Consider the following 22,157-nt stretch of genomic DNA (forward strand, 5'->3'; position numbering starts at 1 on the left):
GTGAAGGCTCAGCATGACGGGACGACGTGGCGGGTGACCCGCCGCTGGGTCCCCTGGCGCCGGCGGACCAAGGGCGTCGGCGATGCGTGGGACCTGGTGCCGAGCATCCCTGCAGGAGGCGCCGACCCCATCAGCGGGATCATCGCGCTGGTCTTCCTCGTCATCTTCGCCCCGGTGATCCTGCTGGCACTGGTGCTGACGATCGTCGCCGCCGTCGAGTTCGCCGTGATCCTGCTGCTGATCCCGGTCGTCGCCCTCGGCCGGGTCTTCTTCGGTCGGCACTGGATCGTCGAGGTCCGGCGCGGCTTCGAGCCCTACTACGAGATGCACGCCGGCGACTGGCAGCAGAGCCGCGACCGGATCCGCCGGATCACCGAGTCGATCTCCCGTGGCGACCTCCCGCCCCGCACGCTCGGCGAGGGTGCCGAGCCGGCTGATCCCTCGGTCGTCGAGTAGCCCGAGCCGCTGACGGCGTGTCGAAACGCCTTTCGCCGTGGTTGCGGTCGGCGTGCGGCTTGCGGCGTCTCGATACGCGCCTCGCGCAGAGCGCTCGGCGCTACTCGACGACCGAGGGGTCGCAGGCACGCCGATGGCCCCGCCGGTGGCGGGGTTCGGAGCTCGGCAGCTAGTGGTCGGGCGGGCGGGTGCCGGTCAACCGGTGGGTGCCGGTGGGGTCGACGAGGTAGGTGCCGGAGTCGAGGGTCCAGACGTAGGTACCGGGGTGGAGCATCCGGTAGGCGGCGCGACCGGCGGTCTTCATCCGATGATGCCCGCGACACAAGGGGGCGAGGTTGCACGGACAGGTAGCGCCGCCGTCGGTATGGGGTTCGACGTGGTCTAGGTCGCAGCGCCCTGGTCTGACGGTCGAGCCTGCCGAGACCGTGCAGTGGGGGAAGACGCAGTGGTGATCGCGTTCGGTGACCTGACGCCGGAGGCGGTCGGGGATCTCGTAGGAGTCGACCGGCTGGTGCCCGGCGAGATCCACGACTGGCCTGACGAGGACCGTCGTGCCCGACAGTCCGAGCCAGGTCTTGATCTGCTCCGGTGAGATCGGAGTCTTCGTGTTGCCGAACCGACCCACGGTCATCTCGTCGGGGTTGAGGTGCAGGATCAGCTCGGTCTTCCGGCCGGGCACCGTGCGGGTGATCTCCCCGGTCTCGGCGTCGACCACGTGCAGGTCGAGCATCAGGTCCTCCCGCGCTATTTCGCCGAGGGCCTTGGAGCGGCGGACGTCGAGGTTGTCTTCGTCGCCGAGCTGACCGAGCAGCTTGGCGCGGCGAGCGATGGCGTTCTCCAGGTCGAGGGCGTCGGCAGCGTCGAGGGTGGCGGAGAGGTTCGCGGTGCCGTTGAACCCGACCGCATCCAGACCGGTGTTCACGTGACGGTGTTCGTGCGCCTGGCGGCGGCGTTCCTCGGCGGCCTCGGGGTCGAACCGGACGAGGGCTTCTTCGACGAGCCTGTCGACCTGGGGCCAGGTGCAGCCCTGGGCACTGATGGCGAGCTGCCGGTCGACGTAGGCCGCTGCCTCATCGCAGAGGGAGCGGGTGAGATCGGCGATGCGTAGTGCCTTCCAGACCGGCACCTGCCCGTCGAGGGTCCGCTGCCACAGCTGGGGGAGGCGGTGGGAGAGCTCGAGGACCTGGCCGACGTAGTTGCGACCGGAGTCCAGGGAGCGGCCGAGGAGGGCGTTGAGCTCCATGACGGCGAAGTCGCTGATCAGGGGTGCGCCGGGGCCGGCGAGCGGGAGGCCGGTGTCCAGGCCGCGTTCGGTGAGGGTGGCGGCGTCGGCCTCGTCGTCGACGACGTGCTCGAGCGCCCACTCGGCGATGTGGCAGATCTTGGCGATCTCACGGTCTCGGATGACCTGCTCGTCCTGACGGATCTCAGCGAGCAACACCTGGGACCGGGTCAGCGGCACGGGCTCTGCTTCGGGTGCGACCGGCTCGGCGGCCTCGACGCCCAAGGGGGCGGGGAGGTCGAAGAGCGGTGCGGTCCCGAGTTCCATGAGGCCTATTCAACATGGGACCACCGACAGTTCGAAGCGGCCGGAACTCGCTTGTGGACGGGGGATTCCCTGCGGTCGGGTTGTGGACGACAGGTGGCTCGAAACCTCTTCTTCAACGGCCCGCGGACTGGCGGCCCGACGGCCGCAGGACGGCTTGCGGCGTCTCGATACGCCCTCGCCTAGCGGCTCGGGCTACTCGACGACCAACACGAGGGCTACTCGACGACCGACAGGCAAGGGCTACTCGACGACCGCAAGCCGCGTGCCGACCGTGACCATCCGTCTTCCCTGTCGCGGCCGCAACCGCAGCGAGTACCTCAGGCCTCCCGTCACCGGGGCAGGGCAAGGGGGACAGCAGCGCAACCAACGACGGTGCTCAGCCATGCAATTCGTCTGTCGCGGCTACTACCCACGGTCGGACGGCCGCGGGTAGCTTGCGGCGTCTCGATACGCGCCTCGCGCAGAGCGCTCGGCGCTACTCGACGACCGACGCGGGCTACTCGACGACCAACGACCGGACGCACCCGCAAGCCGACCGCGACCACCCGTCCTCCCTGTCGCGGCCGCAACCACAACGAGTACCCCAGGCCTCCCGTCACCGGGGCAGGGCAAGGGGGGACAGTCACGCGACCATCGACGGCGCCCAGCCAGGCAATTCGACTGTAGCGGCTACTACCCACGGTCCGACGGCCGCGGGTATCGAAGGGCGTCTCGATACGCCCTCGCCTAGCGGCTCGGGCTACTCGACGACCAAAGCGGGCTACTTGACGACCTAAACGGGCTGCTCGACCGTGACCGGAGGGTCAGCGGGTGGTGATCTGCTGGAGGGCCCAGCGGTTGCCGTCGGGGTCGGCGAAGTAGACGAACCGGCCCCAGGGCTGGTCGTCGACGGGGCTGACGTCGATGCCGCGGCCGGAGAGGTCGGCGTGGGCCTCGTCGGCGTCGGCGACGACCATCTGGAGGCCCTCGACGGAGCCGGGGGTCATGCCGGACAAGCCCTTGCCGATCGCGATCGAGCAGCCGGACCCGGGTGGGGTGAGCTGCACGAACCTCACCTCGTCGCTGACGGTGTGGTCGTGGTCGAGCACGAACCCCGCCTGCACGTAGAACTCCTTGGCCCGATCCACATCGCTCACGGGCACGACCACCAGCTCGAGCTTCATCTCCATGCGCCTCAACCTAGGGGCGCCCACCGACATCGGACGACCGTCTACCGTGGCCCCCGAGCGGAAGGATCGACCTTGGGGAAGCCGAAGCCGCGGCCCGTTGCGGGCCTCGCCGCGCTGGCCGCTGTCCTCGCGCTCGTCGTGGCGTGCAGCGGCGACCCCGAGCGCACCGACGGCGACCGGCCGCAGCGGCCGGAACCGACGCTGACCGATGAGCCGCCGCCGCTGAAGCCTGCCCTCGCGGGCCTGGTCGTGGTCGAGCCGCGCGCGCTGGCGACCGTGCCGTACGCCGACTTCGGGACGATCACGACGACGTGGAAGGAGGTCGAACCGGCCCGCGGCAGCTTCGACTTCGACGCGATCGACAGCATCCTCGAGGAGCACCCCGACGTCCGGTTCCGGCTCCGCATCCGCACCGGGCGCGACGCGCCGTACTGGTTGAAGCAGGCAACCGACGGCTGCATCACCGTGCACCCGTCGACGGCCAACGGCGCGACCGGCTGCGTCGCGAAGTTCTGGCACCCGCGCTTCCTGCAGCACTACACGGGTCTGATGGAGGAGGTCGCGCGCCGGTACGAGGACGACGCCCAGGTGGTCGACGTCGCGAACAGCGCCTGCTCGACGGCGTACGCCGAGCCGTTCATCTTGGGGGTCGACGCTGCGTCCCTGGTGCTGCTGGAGGAGGCCGGCCTGACCACGGCCAAGCACGAGGACTGCATCACCGGGTCGACCGACGCGATGATGACGAGCTTCGAGCGGACGCGAATCTCGCTGGCCGGGCACGGCACCTGGGAGATGACGCGTGACTCCTCGTGGGTCGCCGAGCGCGACCTGCTCAACCGGCTGCGTGCGCGTTACCCCTACCGGCTGGTGCTGGAGGACCACGGGCTCGGGCCGGACGACGAGGTGTGCCCCGCACCCGGGGAGCCGGCGGGGACGGCGGAGAGCTGGCACTGCTACCTGGCGGGGCTCGCCCCTGAGGACACCCCGCACGGCTGGCAGCTCACGCTCAACGACGGCTCGATGAGCGACGCCGTGTGGGCGGGGGTGCGGATGGGCGCCTGCTACCTGGAGTACGCCGCGTTCCAGCAGCTGTCCGAGGACGAGCGGCGCGAGGTCCACGACGCCCTGCTGGCGAACTGCGAGGACTGAGCCCTACGGCGTACGACGGCGCCCGCCGAGGCTGAAGCCCATGATCAGCACAGCGGCGACCAGGCCGCCCACAGCGGCGCCGGCGGCTGCGCGACGCAGCTGGGTGTCGGAGCCGCCAGTGGTGAGGTCCTCGCCCTGCATCGTCAACGGCAGCACCACGCGCCGCGACTCGCGCTCGTCCTCGGCGAGGGCGGCCTGCTGCTGCACGGCGACCCGCTCCTCGCGGACGGCCTTGCGCTCGGCGACCAGCTCGGTGTGGCGCGGGGTCCCGAACGTCGCCTCGGCGACCGCGACGTCGAGCGCGGCGATGCGCTGGTCGACGAACTTCAGCTGCTGGGCGAGCGTGTCGTCGGAGATCGCGGTCGGGTCGTCGCCGGACATGAACTCCGCGGCGGAGGCGACGACCGCCCGGAGGACGTCCTCGGCCGCGGCCTCGTCGCCGTCGCGCACGGCGACGCTGACCCGGACGAAGCTGGTCTCCCCCACCGGCGCGACGGTCAGGTCGCGTCGCAGCTCGTCGACCTCGAGGCCGGCGTCCTCGGCGGGACCGCTGAGCACGGACGGGAGGGTGAGGGCCGCGTCGAGGTCCTCGACGAGGTCGACGCGGTCGTTGGCGAGGGTCGCCACTGGACGGATGTTGACGACGCCGTAGATCCGCTCGGTGGTGCTGCGGTCGGCGACGGCGTAGGACACGGCACCGCCGATGATCGCCGCCAGCAGGATGACCCACCACAGACGCCCGATGGCCGAGCTGAGGCCCGGCGCAGACTGAGCCTTCGGCATTCGTACTCCCCCATGTGCGGATGGCGCGTCCGGATTAGAGTACAGCGAGCGTCGCGGACCGGTCCGCGAAGCGACGACAGCACTGCGATGGGGGGGCAGGATGGCCCGCGCCGACGGCTCCGGTCGTGCGCCGGTCCGGGTGATCTACCTGACGGGCACCGGCCGCAGTGGCTCGACCCTGCTCGGAAACGCCGTCGGGAGCCTCCCCGGCGCCATCAGCGTGGGCGAGGTCCGGTTCCTGCTGCGGCGCGGTCTCGCCGAAGGCGGCCGCTGCGGCTGCCGCGAGCTGGTGACCGACTGCCCGGTGTGGCGTCCTGCCCTGGAGAAGACGTTCGGCGCGGTGCCGGGGCCCGAGGAGGTGCGCCGGATGGACGCGACCCTCACCGCGCTGACCCGCCGTCGCCGGGTCCGGTGGTGGGCCGCCGGTGGCACCAGCCCGGAGGCGGAGGAGATGGGCGACCTGCACGGTCGGCTGCTCGCGAACCTGGCCGAGACGAGCGGCGCGACGACCATCGTCGACTCCTCGAAGATCGCCACGTTCGGTGCGCTGCTGAGCCGCAGCCCGCTGCTCGACGTACGTCCGGTGCACCTGGTGCGCGACCCGCGCGCCGTGGCCTACTCCTGGCAGCGCGAGGTCGCCTCGCAGGCCGTCGAGGGCTATGACGGCGAGATGGAGAGGTTCCACGCCGGCAAGGCGGCGGCGATGTGGCTGCACTCCACGATCAGCGTCGGTACGACGTTCTCGCGGCGCGGCAGGTCCGTCCTCGACGTCCGCTACGAGGACTTCGTCAGCGATCCCGCAGCCGTCCTGCGCCGGATCGCGGAGTTCGCCGGCCTCCCGGCCGACACCGGATTCGTGCGCGACGGCGCGCTGGACCTCAGCACGTCGCACGCGGTCGCCGGCAACCCCAACCGGATGCGCTCCGGCCCGGTCTCGCTCCGTGCCGACACGGCGTGGAAGTCGGAGCTCAGGACCCGTGACCGGCTGGTCGTCTCTGCCGTCACCACCACGCACCGGCGGGCCCATGGCTACTGAGCAGGCCGCCCCCGCGACGCCGACCCGGAGCCGGGCCGGTGTCATCACCCTGCTCGTGGCGCTCGCCGTGGCCGCCCTGGCCGGCCTGGTGTCGGGCCTCGGAGAGCTGAAGACCGCCGCGATCATCGTGCTCGGCCTGACGCTGGGTGCCGCCGCGGCCGCGGTGGCACGCCGTTCCTTCGCGTGGTTCATCTCCGCGGCCCTGGTGCTGCGACCGGTCGCGGACCTGACCGCGGGCGACGGCGTCGGGATCCCCGAGGTGATGGGCGTCGGGGTGCTGGTCATCTGCACCGGCTGGCTGGTGATCCACCGCGCGGAGCTGGCACCCCGTCTCCGCGAGCCGTTGACGCTCCCCGTGCTCGGCCTGGTCGCGGTGGCCTGCCTGTCGACGCTGAGCAGCCCGCTCCCGATGGAGTCGTTGCCGACCGCGACCGGCATCGCGGCCGGGGCCGTGGTCTACTTGGTGCTCGTCGTGCTGCTCACGACCGGGCGGATGTCGGTGGTCCACCTCATCGGCACCCTGGCCACGAGTGCGGTGGTGCCGGTGCTGTTCCCGCTGATGGGCCTGCTCGGCGTCACCGTCAGCCACGAGAAGGACGGCATCGCCGCGCTCAAGTCGGTGTTCTTCCTGTCCAACAACTTCGGGCACTTCCTGGTGCCGTTCATCCTCGTCGCGTTCTCGATGGCCACCAAGGCCCGGGGACGGGCCCGGCTCGCGCTCTACGTCGTCGCGCTCGCTCTCACCGTCGAGCTGATCGAGACCGAGACCCGCGGAGCCTGGATCGCCGCATTGGTGGGGGTCCTGGTCGTCGGCGCGGTCCTCGACCGACGGCTGCTGGTCGGCGCGCTGGTGGCGCCGCTGCTGCTCGTCGCGGCCGTCCCGTCGGTGACGGAGCGGGTGACCTCGACGCTGCCCGACCCGGCCGACACCCGCACGGAGAGCTCGCTGACGTGGCGGTTCGAGCACTGGGTCGACGTGCTTCCGATGGTCGAGGAGTCGCCCGTCACCGGCGTGGGGCTCGACGAGACCCAGCGCCGCACCGGCAAGCAGCCCCACAACGACTTCCTGCTCGTCCTCGTCGAGATGGGCGTGGTCGGCATCCTCGTCTACCTCTGGTTCCTCGGCGCCGCGATCCGCACCGGGTTCCGCGCCACGCGCCGCGTGATCGACCCACGACTACCCGTCGAGCCCGTCGTCCAGGGCGTCACGGTGGCGCTGTTCGGCTACGCGATCGCGTTCCCCGTCGCCTCGCTGGGCGAGAACCTGCTCGAGAACGTCACGACGCTCTGGGTCGTGCTGCCCGCGCTCGCCGCGGTCTCCTGGGTCGCCCACGCGCAGCGGCTGGCGCTGACCCGCGCCCGGCGCACGCCCGGCGCTCTGCGTGCCCGTCTCTCGCAAAGGCTGGTGTCCTCATGAGCGGCTCGACGCTCCTCGCGCCGCGGCACCGTCGTGCGCTGCACCTGGTACGCCGCGCCGGCTACCGGCTGCGTCCCGGACCGCGCGAGCTCCCGACGTACTTCATCGTGGGCGCCAAGCGCGCCGGCACCACCTCGCTCGACGAGTACATCAACGCGCACCCGCTGGTGCTGCGCGGGCTGGTGGAGAAGGGCTGCCGCTACTACGACGTCAACTACCACCGCGGTCCGGACTGGTTCCGCCAGCAGCTGCTGCCCGTGGCCGAGGTCGACCGGCTCGAGCGCAAGCTCGGCGCGCGGCCGATCATCGGCGAGTCCAGCCCCTACTACGCCTACCACCCCGAGTCGCCCGGCCGGATCGCCAAGGACGTGCCGGGCGCGCGACTGATCCTCGTGCTCCGCGACCCGGTGGAACGGGCGTGGTCGCACTACCGCTACGAGGTGGCGCGGGGGTTCGAGACGCTCGACTGGGCCGAGGCGTTCGCCAGGGAGACCGAGCGGCTAGCGGACCCCGACGAGCAGCGCCGTGCCCACGCTCATCGCCACTTCAGCTACGCCGACCGCAGCCGGTACGCCGAGCAGCTGGTCCGGCTGCGAGCGGCGTTCGACCCCGAGCAGGTGCTGGTGGTCGAGAGCGAGCGGCTCTTCAGCGAGCCGCAGGCCACGATGGTGCGCGTGTTCGCACATCTCTCACTGGAGCCGGTGCATCGCGCGTCGTACGAGACGTTCAAGGGACAGGCGGCCAGCGAGGTGCCTGCCGAGGCGGCTGCGGTGATCCGCCGGGCCGTTGCCGACGACGTCGCGCGGCTGGCCGAGCTGCTCGACCAGCCGCCGTCATGGGCTGACTGACCCTGCGGGCACCGCCGCGTCGCTCGGCCAGAGCCGGGCCTCGGGCCACTGCTCGAGGTGGGCGCGGTTCGCGGGCAGCGCGAGCTCGTCGAGCAGCTCCGACCAGGTCGTGACGACGCGGCCCGGCGGGCACAGCCCCCGGGCGAGGAACGCGACGGCCTCGGCCTCCGACTGCCCGAGCGCGTCCCGCATCGTCGCTGTATTGTGGCGCCGGTCGCCGTCGGGGTCGACGACGTACTGGTCGACCTCGATGTGCGACTGACCCGACCGCACCAGCAGGGCCAGCCGGTGGTTGCCGTCGACCGGCACCCACCGGTCCTCGGCCAGGGAGCGGCCGCCGACCAACGTGTCGGCGGGGACCCGAGCCACCGTGATGGGGTGCTGGTTGTCGAAGCCGCGGGCCTCGAAGCTCTCGAAGAGGTGCGTCGCGCGCGACACCGCCTGGCGGAACAGGGTGTCCTGCTCCTGCTCGGACACGCCCGCCAGGCCAAGCCCGGGCACGACGATCGTGCGGAACCACACCCCGTAGGGGCTCCGGGTCGCGAGCTCGAAGAACTCCTCGGTGTCGAGGATGTCGCGATGGTCGGCAGCGAGGTCGAAGATCGACATCCGCGCCAGGATGTCCGCGCGGTGCGGGCTGAGCAGCCGGTCGACGGGGATCCGCTCGGTGCCGGGACGAAGCCGGCGAACCCGCCAGCGGTTGACCCACCGGCGCAGCACCGGCACCCGCACGCTGAGCTCGCGACGCGCGCGTACGGCGGCCGACCGGACCGCCTTCCGCTCCGCGGGCACCAGCCCGGCCCTGAGCACGATCGCCGGGTAGACCAGCACGACGACGAGACCCGCGACGACGAGGTCGAGCAGGTCCGGGAGGTCGGTGGCCCACAGCAGCGCCCGGACGAGGAGGAAGGCAACGGCTGCGGCGGCGATCGAGACCAGGTGCGGGCGGCGCAGCGGCCACTCGTGGGTCACGAGCCGCCGGGCGACGGCGATGCGGACGAGTCCCGGCACCAGCAGCGTCAGCGTCCAGGCCACGGCCGCGCCGGCGATCCCGAACGGCGGGATCAGCGCGAGGTTCAGCACGATGTTACCGACCAGCGCGCTGAGGTTGATGACCATGTTGAGGCGGTTGCGGCCGATCTGGTTGAGCAGCACGGCGGACGGGGCGGCGAGCGACTCGACGAGCGCGCCGCCGCTGAGGATGAGCACCACCGCGACGCCCTCGTGAAAGCCGGAGCCGAAGATCGCGAGCACCGCGGCCGGGGCGGCGAACACCAGCGTCAGCGGGACGATCGACAGCCGCCAGGTCCAGCGCACGACGCCGCCGTAGCTGTCGCTCACCCGGTCCACCTCGCGGGTCTCCCAGTAGTGGGCGATCCGGGGCGCCATCGCCGCCGTCAGCGGGGTGATGACGATCATGCAGGCCAGCACCGCCCGGGTGGCCACCTGGTAGACGCCGACGTCCTCGGCGGCTACGAGCGCACCGAGCAGCACCACGTCGACCCAGAGGATGCCCTGGGTCGCCATCGAGGCCACCCAGCTGACGCCGGCGAAGCCCGCCAGCGCTCGCCACGGGTACGACGAGGGGCCGGCCGGGAGCGCCCGGACCCGGCGGGCGAGCGCTGCGGCACCGGCGAGCCCGCCGATCGTGCTCGCCGCCAGCAACGAGCCGGCGAGACCCATCAGCCCCCACCCCGCGACGAGCGAGAGTGCGGCGAAACCGAGCCGGCACAACGGCTCCACGATCATCCCGATCCGGGCGAACGCCCGCATCGACTGGAAGCCCTGGGTGCCGGCGAGGGTGACGTCCTGGAGCACCGCGAACGGCAGGCTCAGGGCGACCACCCGCATCGGCCCGGTCATCGACGGCAGGCCGAACACGTCCTCGGACAGCACCGGTGCCAGCAGGGCGAGCACCGCACCGGCGACCACGGCTGTCGCGACCGGCGCGCCGACACCGATCCGGGCGGCGCCGCGCAGCCCCGCGTGGTCGGACCGGGCGCGGCTCGCCGCCACGAACTTCGTCATCGCGATCCGCATGCCCAGCCCGCAGACCAGCGCGATGATCGCCCGCAACGCGAACAGGATGGCGAACGCGCCGAGCAGTGCCTCACCGGAGAGGCGCGCGACCAGCAGCGCCACGAGCAGGGTCGCGGCGTTGCTGATCACGGCACCGACGATGCTGCGCCGTCCATCGACGGCGAGGCTGCCGGTCCCCGGCTGCTTGGTCACTTGGTCGCCCAGAGCCCCGTCATCGACGACCACGGGATGCCCGAGCTGCCGCTGTCGACCAGCGTGCGGGAGCCCCAGTCGGGCGTGCCGTTCGGAGCGTGGAACCGGTAGAGCCGGTTGTCGCTCCACGCCGCGTACAGGTAGTCACCGATGAACTCCAGGGCGCGGGCACCGCTCCAGTCGCTGGTGGAGGCGAGGTGCTCGAACCCGCCGAGGATCCCGCTCTCGAGCGAGTGGCCGCGGTAGTAGAGAGCGTTGCTGCCGCTCTTGGTGTAGTAGACGCGGCCGTTCTTGAACGCTGCGGTGCGGGTCTCGGCGACGCCGTACGGCTGGTCGTAGGGCGTGATGTTGTGCGAGGTGTCGACGTAGCCCACGGAGGAGGACAGGTTGGTCGCCGAGCTGCCGATCGTGGTGCCGGTGAACTCGCGCGAGTAGAACGCCTGCGACGGGCCGAAGTAGTTCAGCCGGCCGTGCTGGACGAAGCCGTCGCGGGTCCCGGACCAGCTGACCGGCGTCGAGACCGTCGACCGCGGTCCGAAGCTGCTGCCGTTGAACGTCATCGTCGTCAGGCTGCTGCCGCTCGTCGTGTAGAAGAGCTGCACCGGGAGCTCGACGTCCTGTGGCGCGGGGTTGGTGGTGCCGCCCGCGGTCGGGAGGACAGCGAGCCGCTGCCGCAGCAGTCCGTCGAACTGCGTCGTGTCGTGGCCGACCATCAGGTAGTCGTCGGTCGCCAGGAACGCCTCGACACCGCGACCGCGGTCCCGGCCCGGGTTCCACGAGAGCGGGACGCCCGAGTAGGGGTCGAGCGCCGCGATGCCGTAGCGCACCACCGAGCCCGGCCCGTCGCTGTCGCCGCCGGGCGAGGGGCGCGGGTTGTTGGTCCACCGCTGGTGGCCGCCGACGTAGACGGCGGACTCCGTGATCTCGACCGCCCAGAACGTGTCGCCGCCGGTGTGGTTGACCCAGGTCGGCTGGAGTCCGGAGCCGGTCTGTCCCGGCGGGAGCTCCCAGCGGGCGGCGCTGTCGCACATCGTGTCGTAGGCGATGTAGGCGCCGGTCGTGTTGACCACGAAGTACTTGCTGTCCGGGGAGATGTCGATGCCCCGGATGTAGGTGTCGTTGTAGACCGACGCGCACTGTCGCTGGTAGCGGTCGGTCGCCCACGGCGCGACCACCGGGCTGGAACCGGAGATGTCGATGACCGCGACCTGGTGGCGGACCTCGCCGCCGACCCGCCCGAAGCTGCCGCCGATCACGAGCCACCGGCGGTCCGCGGACACGTCGAGCTCCTGGACGTAGGGGCTGACCGAGCTGCGCGGGTCGGCCACCTGCATGTCGAACGAGGTGTCGAGCGCACCCGTCGTCGCGTTGACCGCGGCGAGCCCCCGCACCGGCACCTGGTTGATCCTGCCGAACTTGCCACCCAGGATCAGGCGGTTGCCGACCAGCGCGAAGTCCTTGACCGTCGAGCCGGCGACCACGTTGAAGCTGGTGTCCAGGCTGCCGTCGAGCCGCAGCTTCGCCACCCGCACGGCCTTCTGCCCGTTGACGGTGGTGAAGTTGCCGGCGATGAGGATCGACTTGCCGTCGGGGGTGTACGTCGCCGCCTCGACGTCGCCGTTGATGTCGGGCGTGAACGAGGTGTCGATCGCTCCGGTGTTGGAGTTGAACCGGAACAGGCGCGGCTGCTCCCACTTGGGCTGGCTCGAGTTGCCGACGCGCACCGTGGTGAAGGTGCCGCCCACCACCACGTTCGGGCCTGAGCTGGTGATCGTGTAGACGCGGCCGTCCATGATCCGCGGCTGCTTCTTGTCCGGGTGCGGTGACACCACGACGTTCTGCTCGGCCGGCGCGGGCGAGCCCGACCCCACCACGAGGCCGGCAGCGACGGTGGAGGCGAGAAGGACGGCCGCGAACACGCGCCGGCCCCGTCGGTGCTGCTGCTTCATGCTGCGCTTTCCTTTGCGATCATCGGGTAGTCGAGGGGCACGGGCGTCCGGTGGACCTCGAACGTGGGGGTCAGGGGCGGGACGCTCTGTCCTGCGTAGACGGTCTCGAGCCGGTCGACGCAGGCGTCCCAGCTGTAGGCACGCGCCACGTAGCGGGCCTCCAGCCGGGCGGCACGCCGCTCGGACTCCGGGTCCTTCTCGCTCCACTGGAAGGCCTCGACCAAGCTGTCGAGGTCGCCCTCGGCGAACAGGCGGGCGCCGGTGCGGCTGCGGCCGATCACCTCGCGGTGCGGCGGGATGTCACTGGCGATGATCGGCCGGCCGCAGCCCATGGCCTCCAGCAGCGTGAGCGGGAGTCCCTCGAGGGCCGAGGGCTGGACGAACGAGCGGGCGTTGGTGAAGAGCTCGTCGAGCTCGTCCCCGTAGACGTAGCCGGGCATCACGATGCGGTCGTCGCGCGCGGCGAGGCGGTGCAGCTCCTCGACGTAGTCGTCGGTGTAGCTGGACCCGCCGACGATCACGAGCCGCTTGTCGGTGTCGAGCTCGCCGTACGCCTTGATGAGGAGGTCGGGCCGCTTCTCGGGCACCAGCCGGCCGACGAAGAGGGAGAAGTCGTCCTCGCCGAGACCGTACTTGGTCCGGATGATGTCGGCCGGACGCGCGGGCCGCGGCGTGACGCCGTTGACGATCGTGGCGCAGTCGCGGCCGTAGCGCACCCGGTAGTGGTCGGCCAGCGCCGAGGAGACCGTCACCGTCTCGTGCGGGACGCGGGCGCTCAGCCAGGTGGCGGCGTTGAGGATGGTCTGCGCGACCCTGCCCCACTTGGCGCGCTCGCCGTCGAGGCCGTGGATGGTCTGGACGACGCGCGCGCGGCCGAGGTAGCGCGGCAGCGGCGCGACCAGGCCGGGACCGACCGCGTGGTAGTGGACGACGTCGTAGCCGCCGGTCATCGCCACCGCTGTGGACATCGCCGAGTGCGCGATGGCCTCCAGGCTGCGGCTGGGCACGGTGGGGATGCAGACCACGCGCATCCCGAGGTGCTCACGCACCCGCGTCTCGCCGAGGTACCTGCTCTGCGCGAAGACGGTCACCTCGTGACCCCGGTCGACCAGTCGCCGGCCGACCTCCTCGACGTGGCGCTCGACCCCTCCGAAGGTGGCCGGGACACCCCGGGTGCCCAGCATCGCGATCCTAAGACCCATGGCGGAGGACCTCTCCCTTGTTGATCGCCGCCCGGGCGTAGGCCTGGTCGAGGCCGTCCAGATGACGATCGATTGCGAACCGGTCGACAGCGCTGCGGTGAGCTGCGACCCCCATCTCGTGAGCCCGCACCGGGTCGGTGGCGAGCTCGATCAGCGCTTTGGCCAGCGCGGCCGGGTCGTCGTGCTCGACGAGCAGGCCGGACACCCCGTGCTGGATCAGCTCGGGCATGCCGCCCAGGTCGCTGGCGACGACCGGCCGAGCGCACCCGAAGGCCTCGAGCACGACCATCGGCTGGTTCTCGTACCAGCGGGACGGAGCGACGACGACCGCGCTCGCCCGCATCAGGTCGTGCAGCTCCCCGGACGGGAGCCGTCCCGCGAACCGCACGCGGTCGGCGACGCCCGCGGCCGCCGCACGGGCGCGGAGCGCCTCGAGGTCCGGGCCGTCGCCGGCGATCGTCACGTCCAGGCCTGCCGGAAGCAGGGCCGCGGCGTCGATCAGCACGTCGACGCCCTTCTCCGAGGAGAGCCGGCCCGCGTAGAGGATCCCCTCGCCCGGCACCGTGGCCGGGGCGATCTGCGACAGGTCGCAGAAGTGCGGCAGGTGGGTGAGCCGGTCGGGGTAGACCTTGGCCTCCCGCATCTTGCGCAGCATGAAGTCGCTCGGGCAGATGAGGACGTCGACCGGGTCGTAGGCGCCGGTGAACGTGTGGGCCGCGAGCTCGACCGACGAGAGCACGCTGGCGGCGAGCGAGCCGTTGTTGCAGCGTCGCCGGGCCGCGTTGTGGAACTTCCGCGGCAGGCACGCCTCGCAGATCTTGCCGTCGTCGAGGAACTGGTAGGTCGGGCAGGCCAGCTTGTAGTCGTGCAGCGTCATCACCGTCGGGATCCCGCGGCGTGCGATCGGCCGCAGGATCGACGGCGAGAGCTGGTGGTAGATGTTGTGGAGGTGCACGACGTCGGGGCGGACCCGGTCGAGCACGGACTCCATCCCGGTGCGGGCGCTGCGTCGGTAGACGATGTCGACCGAGGTCCGCGCCCGGGCGGCGAGGCCGCTCGGCGGCGGGTTCAGTTCCATCCGGGGCGGGAACAGGTCGGCGTTGTCGTCGGCCTGGTTGTCGGGGTGCTCCATCGCGAAGTACGAGACGTCGTGCCCGCGTCCGCGCTGGAGCTCGGCGACGTCGAGCAGGTAGCCCTCCGCACCGCCGCGGCGGTAGAGGAACTTGTTGACGTGGAGGATGCGCACTCGTGACCCCGTCTCAGCAGGCACCGTCGGCCGAGACCACGGCCTTCACGGTGCGCAGGAGGATCCGGACGTCGCCGGCGACGGTCCAGTTGTCGGCGTAGTAGGTGTCGAGTGCCTTCGCGTCGTCCCACCCGAGGTTCGATCGGCCGCTGACCTGCCAGAGCCCGGTCATGCCGGGGCGTACGGCGAACCTGCGCCGGGTCGCCGGGTCCATCGCCTCGGCCTCCTCCGGCAACGAGGGCCGTGGTCCCACGAGCGACATCTCGCCGCGGAGGACGTTCACGAGCTGCGGCAGCTCGTCGAGCGACGAGCGCCGCAGCAGGGCGCCGAACCGCGTGACCCGCGGGTCGCGACGCATCTTGAAGAGCAGGCCGTCGTACTCGTTGTCAGCGAGGAGCGCGGCCTTGAGGTCGTCGGCCCCGTCGACCATCGTGCGGAGCTTGTAGACGGAGAAGAGCCGGCCGTCCCGGCCGACCCGCGCCTGCCGGAAGATCGCCGGGCCCGGTGAGTCGAGCCGGACCCCGATCATCAGCACCAGCAGGAGCGGAGCGACCAGGACCAGCAACACCGCAGCGCCGACGAGGTCGACGGTGGCCTTGACGCACCGACTCACCCGACGGGTCGTCCCCGGCAGGTCCAGCGTGCCTATCTCGCACGCGACAATTGCACGATCAAGCGTCCCCCACGCCACGCGGAATTACCTTTCCCCCGGGCCTGGGTTCCCCAACTCAGACCACTGGCGGGCCGTTGAATTTGGAGCCGACCCGTTGACCTCCGCCCGAGGCGGCCATTGGAGCTGGACGCACGAAGGTCGTCACCGATTCAAACAGAAGGTGGAAGCACACAAGGGTGCGCAAATTCGCAGATCCGATTACGTCGGACGGCGGAATTAGCGGATCTGATCACGAAATCCGACCGGTTACGTTGTCGGAACCGAAATGACCGGCGTCGGAAACGGTCACGGGCTGACGGCCACGGCCCACAGACCCTCGGTCTGCGCCCACGGGACACCGGAGACCGCACCGTCGTCGACGACGGTGCGGGTGGACCAGCGCGGCCTGCCGCCGGGGGCCGCGAACCGGTAGAGACGGTCGTCCTTCCACGCGACGTAGAGGTCGTCGCCGACCATCTCCATCGACCGCGCGCCCCGCCAGTCCTTCGTCGACACCACCGACTCGAACCCGCCGAGGATCCCGCTCTCGAGGGAGTAGCCGCGATGGAAGAGCCGGGAGTCGCCGGACTTGGTGTAGAGGACCCGGCCGTCGGTGAACGCCGCAGTGCGGGTCTCGGCGACGCCGTACGGCTGGTCGAAGGGCGTGATGTCACGGTCGTGGTCGACGTAGCCGACCGACGCGGACAGGTTGGTCTCGGACTGGCCGACCGTGCCCGCGGTGAAGGAGCGCCGCCAGAACGCCTTGCCGCGGCCGAAGTGGCTGAGCCGGCCGTGCTGGACGAAGCCGTCCCGGTTGCCCGACCAGTCGACGCCGTCGGTCGCAGGTCCGCTGACGGTGGTCGCCGGGCCGAACGCCGTGCCGTCGAAGCGCATCGACCGGACGCTGTCGCCGACGACGAGGAAGAGCCGGACCGGCAGGCGCAGCTGCTGGGGCGCCGGGTTGGGCCTGCCGCCGGTCACGGGCAGCAGTGCCAGCCGCTGCCGCAGCTGGCCGGCGAAGTAGGGGGTGTCGCTGCCGACCATCAGGTAGTCGTCGGTCGCGTGCAGGGCTTCGACACCGCGCCCGCGGTCGCGGCCCGGGTTCCACGAGAGCGGTACGCCGGACCACGGGTCGAGCGCCGCGATGCCCGGCCGCGACACTGCGCCCGGCCCGTCGTTGTCACCCTTCGGCTCGGGGGACGGGCGCGGGTTGTTGAGCCACCGCATGTGGCCGCCGACGTACACCGCCGACTCGGTGACCTCGACCGCCCAGAACGTGTCACCGCCGGTGTGGTTCACCCAGGTCGGCTGCCGCCCGCTCCCGGACGACCCCGGCGGCAGCTCCCAGCGGGAGGTGGAGTCACACATCCGGTCGTAGCCGATGTAGGCCCCCGTGGTGTTCACGACGAAGAACTTGTTGTCCGGGGAGATGTCGATGCCTCGGATGTAGGTGTCCTCGTAGGACTTCGCGCAGTCGCCGACGAACCGTCGCGTCGACCACGGGGCGACCCTCGCCTTCGCGCCGGCCAGGTCGATCACCGCGACCTGGGTGCGCTCGGCCCTCCCGACCTTCCGGAAGTTGCCACCGATGACCAGCCAGCGACCGTTCGGCGAGACATCGAGCTCCTGGACGTAGGGCGGGAACCGGTCGCGCGACCTCGCCAGGGGCAGCGTGAACGAGGGGACCAGTGCGCCGGTCGTGGCGTTGATCGCGACCAGGCCGCGGATCTCCTTGCCGTTGAACTTGCCGAACTCGCCGCCGACGTAGAGCCGGTTGCCGACCAGCGCGAAGTCCTTGACCGGTCGGGACGCGCGGGCCTGGAAGCTGGTGACCAGGGTGCCGTCGAGGGTCAGCCGGGCGATCCGCTCGACCGGGCGTCCGTTGACCTTGGTGAAGCTGCCGGCGATCAGGATCGACGTGCCGTCCGCGGTGTAGGTGACGGCCTCGACGTCGCCGTTGATCCGCGGGCGGAACGACTCGTCGATCAGGCCGGTCGAGGTGTCGAAGCGGAACAGCCGCGGCTGCTGGATCTTGGCGGCGTCGAAGGCGTTGTTGCGGATGGTCGTGAAGGTGCCGCCGACGAGGACCTTCGGCCCCGCGCTGGCGATGCTGTAGATCCGGCCGTCGAAGACCCGTGGGTGCTTGGCCTCGGGTGTCGGCGACACCACGACGTCCTGACGGGCCGGGGCGGGCGCGCCGACACCCACCGCGAGGCCGAGGGCGAGCACCGCGGCCGCGACCGCGGCGCCGTACCTCCGTCGGGTCATGAGTAGAGCTCCGCGTAGGCGCGCGAGCCGGCCAGGGCGTCCTCCATCGCGGTGAGGTCGGCCGGGGACAGGTCGCGGCGGAACGCGTCAGTGCGCGCCGACTCGATGGAGTAGCGGGCGAACCCCGCCTCGAACTCCGGGGTCCAGTCCAGGCCGAGGTGCGCGAGCATCGCGCCGATCCGGCCCCGCGGGTCGGCGACGACGTCCTCGTAGCGCACCGTCAGCCAGCGGTCGGCCGGCACCTCCTTGCGGGCCGCGTCGGAGGCGTCCATCAGCAGCCGCCAGGCGAGTGCGGCCAGGACGGGGAACGAGCGCCCGTGCCGCTCCCAGACGTCGTGCTGGTCCGTCGGCAGCGGACCGAAGTGCCACTCCCCCGGGCCGCGGTGGCCGTGCCACCAGGGCATCTGCAGCCAGGAGCTGGCGACCGCCCGGGGGTCGCGGACGATCTCGATGATCGTCGCCCCCGGGAAGCAGGCCTCGAGGAACCCCGTGCGTGGCCAGCCGGTGAACTTGTGCAGGAACACCTCCGACTGCAGCCGCGCGGTGCGCGTGGCGACGAACGCCTGCATCCGGCCCGCCAGCCACGGCGTCGCGTCGGCGGCGACCAGGTCGCGCACCGGGTCGACCAGCACCGGGCTCACCTCGCGCTCCAGCGCCCGGTAGGCCTCCGACGGGGCGAACCGGAACCGGCCCTTGGTGGTGACCGATGCGGGCAGGCGGCGCCACAGCTGGTTGTCGAGCCGCGAGCTGGTCCGCACCCCCTTGTCGTCGAGGTTGGTCACGAACCCGTTCTCCGGGTGGCGGGCGAGGATCTCGTGGACCAGGGTCGACCCGCAGCGGCCGGTCCCGATCACGAAGCCGATCCGAGGCTGGTCACTCACCGTCGTCCTCCTCGGGGTCGTCGTACAGCCAGGTGCCCTGCGGCTGGCCGGACCGGTCGGCGTTGACGACGGCGACCACCTCGGCCTCGTCGGGGACCGGGATCAGGACCCGCCCCTCGCGGCAGTCACCAGGGCCCAGCTCCAGCAGCCGGGGCAGCTGGTTGGTCGGGCGGCGGCTGCCGTAGTCGAGGTCGGCGCCGTACCAGCCGCCCTCGCTGTCAGTGACGGCCCACTGGTACCACCCGATCTCGGTCGGTGCGCCGCTCGCGGGCGCACAGGTGCGCACGTTGACCCACCACCACTCGTAGCCCGCGCCGGCCGTCGGCCACGCCGGCGCGCCGCCCTCGGCGATCGCGATCACCGTCGTCCGGACCTCGCCCTCGTGGGTGTCGCCGACGGAGAGGGCGTCCGGATAGGGGTCCGCGGCTTCGGTCGGTGGTGCCTCGACCCGGGGCTCCTCCGGCGACAGGGCGTCGATGCCGCACCCGCTGAGGAGGGCAGCGCCGAGCGCCGTCCCGGCGAGGAGTCGCGCCGTCGACGGTGCCATGACGTCCCCACCCCCTTCTCGCCCCAGTCGGAGCAGCGGGACCCGCGCACGATACCCGCTGGCGGGGTGGGATGAGTCCGGAACCGCAGCGTCAGGTCGCCGTACGGCCGTCGTTGTCCTTGTTGCGCAGGCCGATCTTGTTGCCGAGCCAGACGAGCGGGTCGTACTTCTTGTCGGCGACGCGCTCCTTCATCGGGATGATCGCGTTGTCGGTGATCTTGATGCCCTCGGGGCAGACCTCGGTGCAGCACTTGGTGATGTTGCAGAGCCCGATGCCGGCTTGGTCCCGCACGGTCTCGCGCCGGTCCCGGGTGTCGAGCGGGTGCATGTCCAGCTCGGCGTACCGGAGGAAGAAGCGGGGACCCGCGAACGCCGGCTTGTTGTCCTCGTGGTCGCGGACGACGTGGCAGGTGTTCTGGCAGAGGAAGCACTCGATGCACTTGCGGAACTCCTGGCCCCGCTCGACGTCGACCTGCATCATCCGGCGCTTGCCGTCGGCGTCGCGCGGGCCGAGCTCGACGCCGGGCAGCTCGCGCGCCTTCTCGTAGTTGTAGGAGACGTCGGTGACGAGGTCGCGGATGACCGGGAACGACCGCATCGGGGTGACCGTGATCGTCTCGGCCGGGTCGAAGTCCGACAGCCGGGTCATGCACAACAACCGCGGCTTGCCGTTGATCTCGGCGCTGCAGGACCCGCACTTCCCGGCCTTGCAGTTCCACCGGATCGCCAGGTCGCCCGCCTGGGTGGCCTGGACCCGGTGGAGCGCGTCGAGCACGACCTCGCCCTCGGAGACCTCGACCGTGTAGTCGCCCAGGGACCCGCCATCGGCGTCGCCGCGCCAGATGCGCATCTTCAGCTGGTAGCCGCTGCTCGTGCTCGCTTCGGTCAGCTCAGTCATGGGTCGCCTCACTCCTCGAAGAACTTCTTCAGGTCGTCGGGCATCTCGGGCAGCGCCTGTTCTCGGAGGTCGACGCCGGTGCCCTCGGCGTCGAGGCTGACGACGAGGTTCTTCCTGCCCCACTCGGGGTCCGGCCCCGGGAAGTCGTTGCGGGTGTGCCCGCCCCGCGACTCCTGGCGCGCCAGTGCGGCCTTCGCGACCGCCTCGCTGACCAGCAGCATGTTGCGCAGGTCGATCGCCAGGTGCCAGCCCGGGTTGTACTGACGGTGCCCCTCGACGGTCATCTGCGCGATCCGCTGCTTGAAGGTCTCGATCCGGCTGATGGCCTCCTCGAGCTCCGCGCCCTCGCGGATGATGCCGACCAGGTCCTGCATCGTCTGCTGCAGGTCGGACTGGATGGCGTAGGGATTCTCGCCGCCCTCGAGCTCGAACGGCGCGAGCGCCGACCGCTTGGCCTGCTCGACGTCGTCCTCGCTCACGCTCGGGATGCCGTTGGACGCCGCGTAGGCCGCTGCCGCGTCACCGGCGCGCTTGCCGAAGACGATGAGGTCGGACAGCGAGTTGCCGCCCAGCCGGTTGGAGCCGTGCATGCCGCCGGAGCACTCGCCGACCGAGTAGAGACCCGGGACGACCGACATCTCGGTCTCGGGGTCGACCTCGACGCCACCCATCGCGTAGTGGCAGGTGGGGCCGATCTCCATCGGCTCCTTGGTGATGTCGACGTCGGCCAGCTCCTTGAACTGGTGGTACATCGACGGCAGCCGCTTCTTGATGAACTCCGGCGTACGACGCGACGCGATGTCGAGGTAGACACCGCCGTGCGGCGTCCCCCTGCCGGCCTTCACCTCCGCGTTGATCGCGCGCGCCACCTCGTCACGCGGGAGCAGCTCGGGAGGCCGCCGGTTGTTCTTCTTGTCCTCGTACCACCGGTCGGCCTCCTCGATCGTGTCGGCCGTCTCGGCGCGGAAGTACTCCGGGATGTGGTTGAACATGAAGCGCTCGCCCTCGGAGTTCTTGAGGACGCCGCCGTCGCCGCGCACCGACTCGGTGACGAGCAGGCCCTTCACCGACGGCGGCCACACCATGCCGGTCGGGTGGAACTGCACACACTCCATGTTGATGAGCGTGGCGCCGGCCCGGAGTGCGAGCGCGTGGCCGTCGCCGGTGTACTCCCAGGAGTTGGACGTGACCTTCCAGGCCTTGCCGAACCCGCCGGTCGCCAGGACGACGGCGGGCGTCTCGAAGACGATGAAGCGGCCGGTCTCGCGCCAGTAGCCGAACGCGCCGGCGATCCTGTCCGCCCCGGAGTCGGTCGGAGCCTTGAGCAGGTCGGTGACCGTGCACTCCATGTAGACGTCGATGCCGAGCGCGACCAGCCGCTGCTGCAGCGTGCGGATCATCTCCAGGCCGGTGCGGTCACCGATGTGGGCGAGCCGCGCGTAGCGGTGACCGCCGAAGTCGCGCTGGCTGATCAGGCCGTCTGCCGTGCGGTCGAAGAGTGCCCCCCAGTCCTCGAGCTCCATGACCCGCTCGGGAGCCTCCTGGGCGTGGAGCTGGGCCATCCGCCAGTTGTTGAGCATCTTGCCGCCACGCATGGTGTCGCGGAAGTGCACCTGCCAGTTGTCCTCGGGGTAGAGGTTGCCCATCGCGGCGGCCGCCCCGCCCTCGGCCATCACGGTGTGCGCCTTGCCGAGCAGCGACTTGCACACCACCGCGACCTTGGCGCCGGAGTCGTGGGCGGCGATCGCGGCCCGCAGGCCCGACCCACCGGCCCCGATCACGATCACGTCGTACTGGTGGCGCTCGATGCCGCCCTCGGCGGCGGCGGACATCTCGTTGCCCGTCATCGGGTGACGGGTGCTGCTGTCGCTCATC

Annotated in this window: 18 protein-coding genes; 5 read left to right on the forward strand and 13 right to left on the reverse strand. The window is 71.2% G+C overall.

From position 1 onward, the window contains the following. Entirely contained in the window at nucleotides 1–456 is a 456-nt protein-coding gene (locus DJ010_RS02945; RefSeq protein ID WP_146207240.1) for a hypothetical protein, read from the forward strand. A gap of 169 nt (nucleotides 457–625) precedes the next feature. Here DJ010_RS02945 and DJ010_RS02950 read toward each other — a convergent pair whose 3' ends face one another. Both DJ010_RS02950 and DJ010_RS02955 read right to left on the reverse strand, forming a co-directional pair. Then, on the reverse strand, nucleotides 626–2,005 hold the full coding sequence (locus DJ010_RS02950; protein ID WP_109692106.1) for an HNH endonuclease: 1,380 nt from the start codon (nucleotides 2,003–2,005) through the stop codon (nucleotides 626–628). An 803-nt stretch (nucleotides 2,006–2,808) separates the two neighbouring features. After that, nucleotides 2,809–3,174 carry a VOC family protein gene (locus tag DJ010_RS02955; protein WP_109692107.1) on the reverse strand — a complete coding sequence of 122 codons (366 nt, stop codon included), beginning with the start codon at nucleotides 3,172–3,174 and terminating at the stop codon, nucleotides 2,809–2,811. A 72-nt stretch (nucleotides 3,175–3,246) separates the two neighbouring features. Here DJ010_RS02955 and DJ010_RS02960 point away from each other — a divergent pair, with 72 nt between their 5' ends. Beyond that, nucleotides 3,247–4,323, forward strand: a complete 1,077-nt coding sequence (locus DJ010_RS02960) for a beta-galactosidase (RefSeq protein WP_158282907.1) — start codon at nucleotides 3,247–3,249, stop codon at nucleotides 4,321–4,323. Nucleotides 4,324–4,326: 3 nt separating this feature from the next. Here the strand turns inward: DJ010_RS02960 and DJ010_RS02965 are convergent, their stop codons facing one another. Next, on the reverse strand, nucleotides 4,327–5,106 hold the full coding sequence (locus DJ010_RS02965) for a YveK family protein (protein ID WP_109692109.1): 780 nt from the start codon (nucleotides 5,104–5,106) through the stop codon (nucleotides 4,327–4,329). Between the two features lie 100 nt (nucleotides 5,107–5,206). Here DJ010_RS02965 and DJ010_RS02970 point away from each other — a divergent pair, with 100 nt between their 5' ends. Genes DJ010_RS02970 through DJ010_RS02980 form a run of 3 tightly spaced genes read left to right on the forward strand, consistent with a single transcriptional unit; the run spans nucleotide 5,207 to nucleotide 8,407 of the window. Further along, nucleotides 5,207–6,142: a sulfotransferase family protein gene (locus tag DJ010_RS02970; RefSeq protein ID WP_109692110.1), complete on the forward strand. Its 936-nt coding sequence runs from the start codon at nucleotides 5,207–5,209 to the stop codon at nucleotides 6,140–6,142. Continuing rightward, nucleotides 6,132–7,559 carry an O-antigen ligase family protein gene (locus DJ010_RS02975; RefSeq protein WP_109692111.1) on the forward strand — a complete coding sequence of 476 codons (1,428 nt, stop codon included), beginning with the start codon at nucleotides 6,132–6,134 and terminating at the stop codon, nucleotides 7,557–7,559. The genes DJ010_RS02970 and DJ010_RS02975 overlap by 11 nt, the downstream gene beginning before the upstream one ends. Next, a complete protein-coding gene (locus DJ010_RS02980) occupies nucleotides 7,556–8,407 on the forward strand; it encodes a sulfotransferase family protein (protein WP_109692112.1) in 852 nt (283 codons plus the stop codon). The genes DJ010_RS02975 and DJ010_RS02980 overlap by 4 nt, the downstream gene beginning before the upstream one ends. Here the strand turns inward: DJ010_RS02980 and DJ010_RS02985 are convergent. The 10 genes from DJ010_RS02985 to DJ010_RS03030 form a co-directional block, all read right to left on the reverse strand. Further along, a complete protein-coding gene (locus DJ010_RS02985) occupies nucleotides 8,393–10,639 on the reverse strand; it encodes a flippase (RefSeq protein WP_158282908.1) in 2,247 nt (748 codons plus the stop codon). The two genes, DJ010_RS02980 and DJ010_RS02985, sit on opposite strands and share 15 nt — an antisense overlap. After that, on the reverse strand, nucleotides 10,636–12,588 hold the full coding sequence (locus DJ010_RS02990; protein ID WP_109692114.1) for a delta-60 repeat domain-containing protein: 1,953 nt from the start codon (nucleotides 12,586–12,588) through the stop codon (nucleotides 10,636–10,638). Before DJ010_RS02990 ends, DJ010_RS02985 begins: the two co-directional genes overlap by 4 nt. Continuing rightward, a complete protein-coding gene (locus tag DJ010_RS02995) occupies nucleotides 12,585–13,772 on the reverse strand; it encodes a glycosyltransferase family 4 protein (protein ID WP_158282909.1) in 1,188 nt (395 codons plus the stop codon). The genes DJ010_RS02990 and DJ010_RS02995 overlap by 4 nt, the downstream gene beginning before the upstream one ends. A 7-nt stretch (nucleotides 13,773–13,779) precedes the next feature. Beyond that, nucleotides 13,780–15,036 (reverse strand): glycosyltransferase, encoded by a 1,257-nt coding sequence (locus DJ010_RS03000; RefSeq protein WP_158282910.1) that lies wholly within the window; start codon nucleotides 15,034–15,036, stop codon nucleotides 13,780–13,782. Between the two features lie 13 nt (nucleotides 15,037–15,049). Beyond that, nucleotides 15,050–15,649: a sugar transferase gene (locus DJ010_RS03005; RefSeq protein ID WP_211318625.1), complete on the reverse strand. Its 600-nt coding sequence runs from the start codon at nucleotides 15,647–15,649 to the stop codon at nucleotides 15,050–15,052. Nucleotides 15,650–15,994: 345 nt separating this feature from the next. After that, nucleotides 15,995–17,956: a delta-60 repeat domain-containing protein gene (locus DJ010_RS03010; protein ID WP_109692118.1), complete on the reverse strand. Its 1,962-nt coding sequence runs from the start codon at nucleotides 17,954–17,956 to the stop codon at nucleotides 15,995–15,997. After that, entirely contained in the window at nucleotides 17,953–18,837 is an 885-nt protein-coding gene (locus tag DJ010_RS03015) for a sulfotransferase family protein (RefSeq protein WP_109692119.1), read from the reverse strand. Before DJ010_RS03015 ends, DJ010_RS03010 begins: the two co-directional genes overlap by 4 nt. Next, nucleotides 18,830–19,384: a hypothetical protein gene (locus DJ010_RS03020; protein ID WP_109692120.1), complete on the reverse strand. Its 555-nt coding sequence runs from the start codon at nucleotides 19,382–19,384 to the stop codon at nucleotides 18,830–18,832. Before DJ010_RS03020 ends, DJ010_RS03015 begins: the two co-directional genes overlap by 8 nt. A gap of 91 nt (nucleotides 19,385–19,475) precedes the next feature. Next, the gene (locus DJ010_RS03025; RefSeq protein ID WP_211318626.1) at nucleotides 19,476–20,282 is read right to left on the reverse strand and encodes a succinate dehydrogenase/fumarate reductase iron-sulfur subunit; all 807 of its coding nucleotides are present in this window, start codon (nucleotides 20,280–20,282) and stop codon (nucleotides 19,476–19,478) included. 8 nt (nucleotides 20,283–20,290) lie between these two features. Beyond that, nucleotides 20,291–22,156, reverse strand: a complete 1,866-nt coding sequence (locus tag DJ010_RS03030; RefSeq protein WP_211318627.1) for a fumarate reductase/succinate dehydrogenase flavoprotein subunit — start codon at nucleotides 22,154–22,156, stop codon at nucleotides 20,291–20,293. Nucleotide 22,157: the final 1 nt, after the last annotated feature.

Source organism: Nocardioides silvaticus (genome assembly GCF_003160695.1).
Taxonomy (GTDB): Bacteria; Actinomycetota; Actinomycetes; order Propionibacteriales; family Nocardioidaceae; genus Nocardioides; species Nocardioides silvaticus.

Bases quoted from the DNA above. Each gene is read 5' to 3' on its own strand.
- DJ010_RS02995 (WP_158282909.1), bottom strand. From the start codon at position 13,772: ATGCTGGGCACCCGGGGTGTCCCGGCCACCTTCGGAGGGGTCGAGCGC.
- DJ010_RS02980 (WP_109692112.1), top strand. From the start codon at position 7,556: ATGAGCGGCTCGACGCTCCTCGCGCCGCGGCACCGTCGTGCGCTGCAC.
- DJ010_RS02990 (WP_109692114.1), bottom strand. From the start codon at position 12,588: ATGAAGCAGCAGCACCGACGGGGCCGGCGCGTGTTCGCGGCCGTCCTT.
- DJ010_RS02955 (WP_109692107.1), bottom strand. From the start codon at position 3,174: ATGGAGATGAAGCTCGAGCTGGTGGTCGTGCCCGTGAGCGATGTGGAT.
- DJ010_RS02970 (WP_109692110.1), top strand. From the start codon at position 5,207: ATGGCCCGCGCCGACGGCTCCGGTCGTGCGCCGGTCCGGGTGATCTAC.
- DJ010_RS03010 (WP_109692118.1), bottom strand. From the start codon at position 17,956: ATGACCCGACGGAGGTACGGCGCCGCGGTCGCGGCCGCGGTGCTCGCC.
- DJ010_RS02975 (WP_109692111.1), top strand. From the start codon at position 6,132: ATGGCTACTGAGCAGGCCGCCCCCGCGACGCCGACCCGGAGCCGGGCC.
- DJ010_RS02950 (WP_109692106.1), bottom strand. From the start codon at position 2,005: ATGGAACTCGGGACCGCACCGCTCTTCGACCTCCCCGCCCCCTTGGGC.
- DJ010_RS03030 (WP_211318627.1), bottom strand. From the start codon at position 22,156: ATGAGCGACAGCAGCACCCGTCACCCGATGACGGGCAACGAGATGTCC.
- DJ010_RS03025 (WP_211318626.1), bottom strand. From the start codon at position 20,282: ATGACTGAGCTGACCGAAGCGAGCACGAGCAGCGGCTACCAGCTGAAG.
- DJ010_RS03020 (WP_109692120.1), bottom strand. From the start codon at position 19,384: ATGGCACCGTCGACGGCGCGACTCCTCGCCGGGACGGCGCTCGGCGCT.
- DJ010_RS02965 (WP_109692109.1), bottom strand. From the start codon at position 5,106: ATGCCGAAGGCTCAGTCTGCGCCGGGCCTCAGCTCGGCCATCGGGCGT.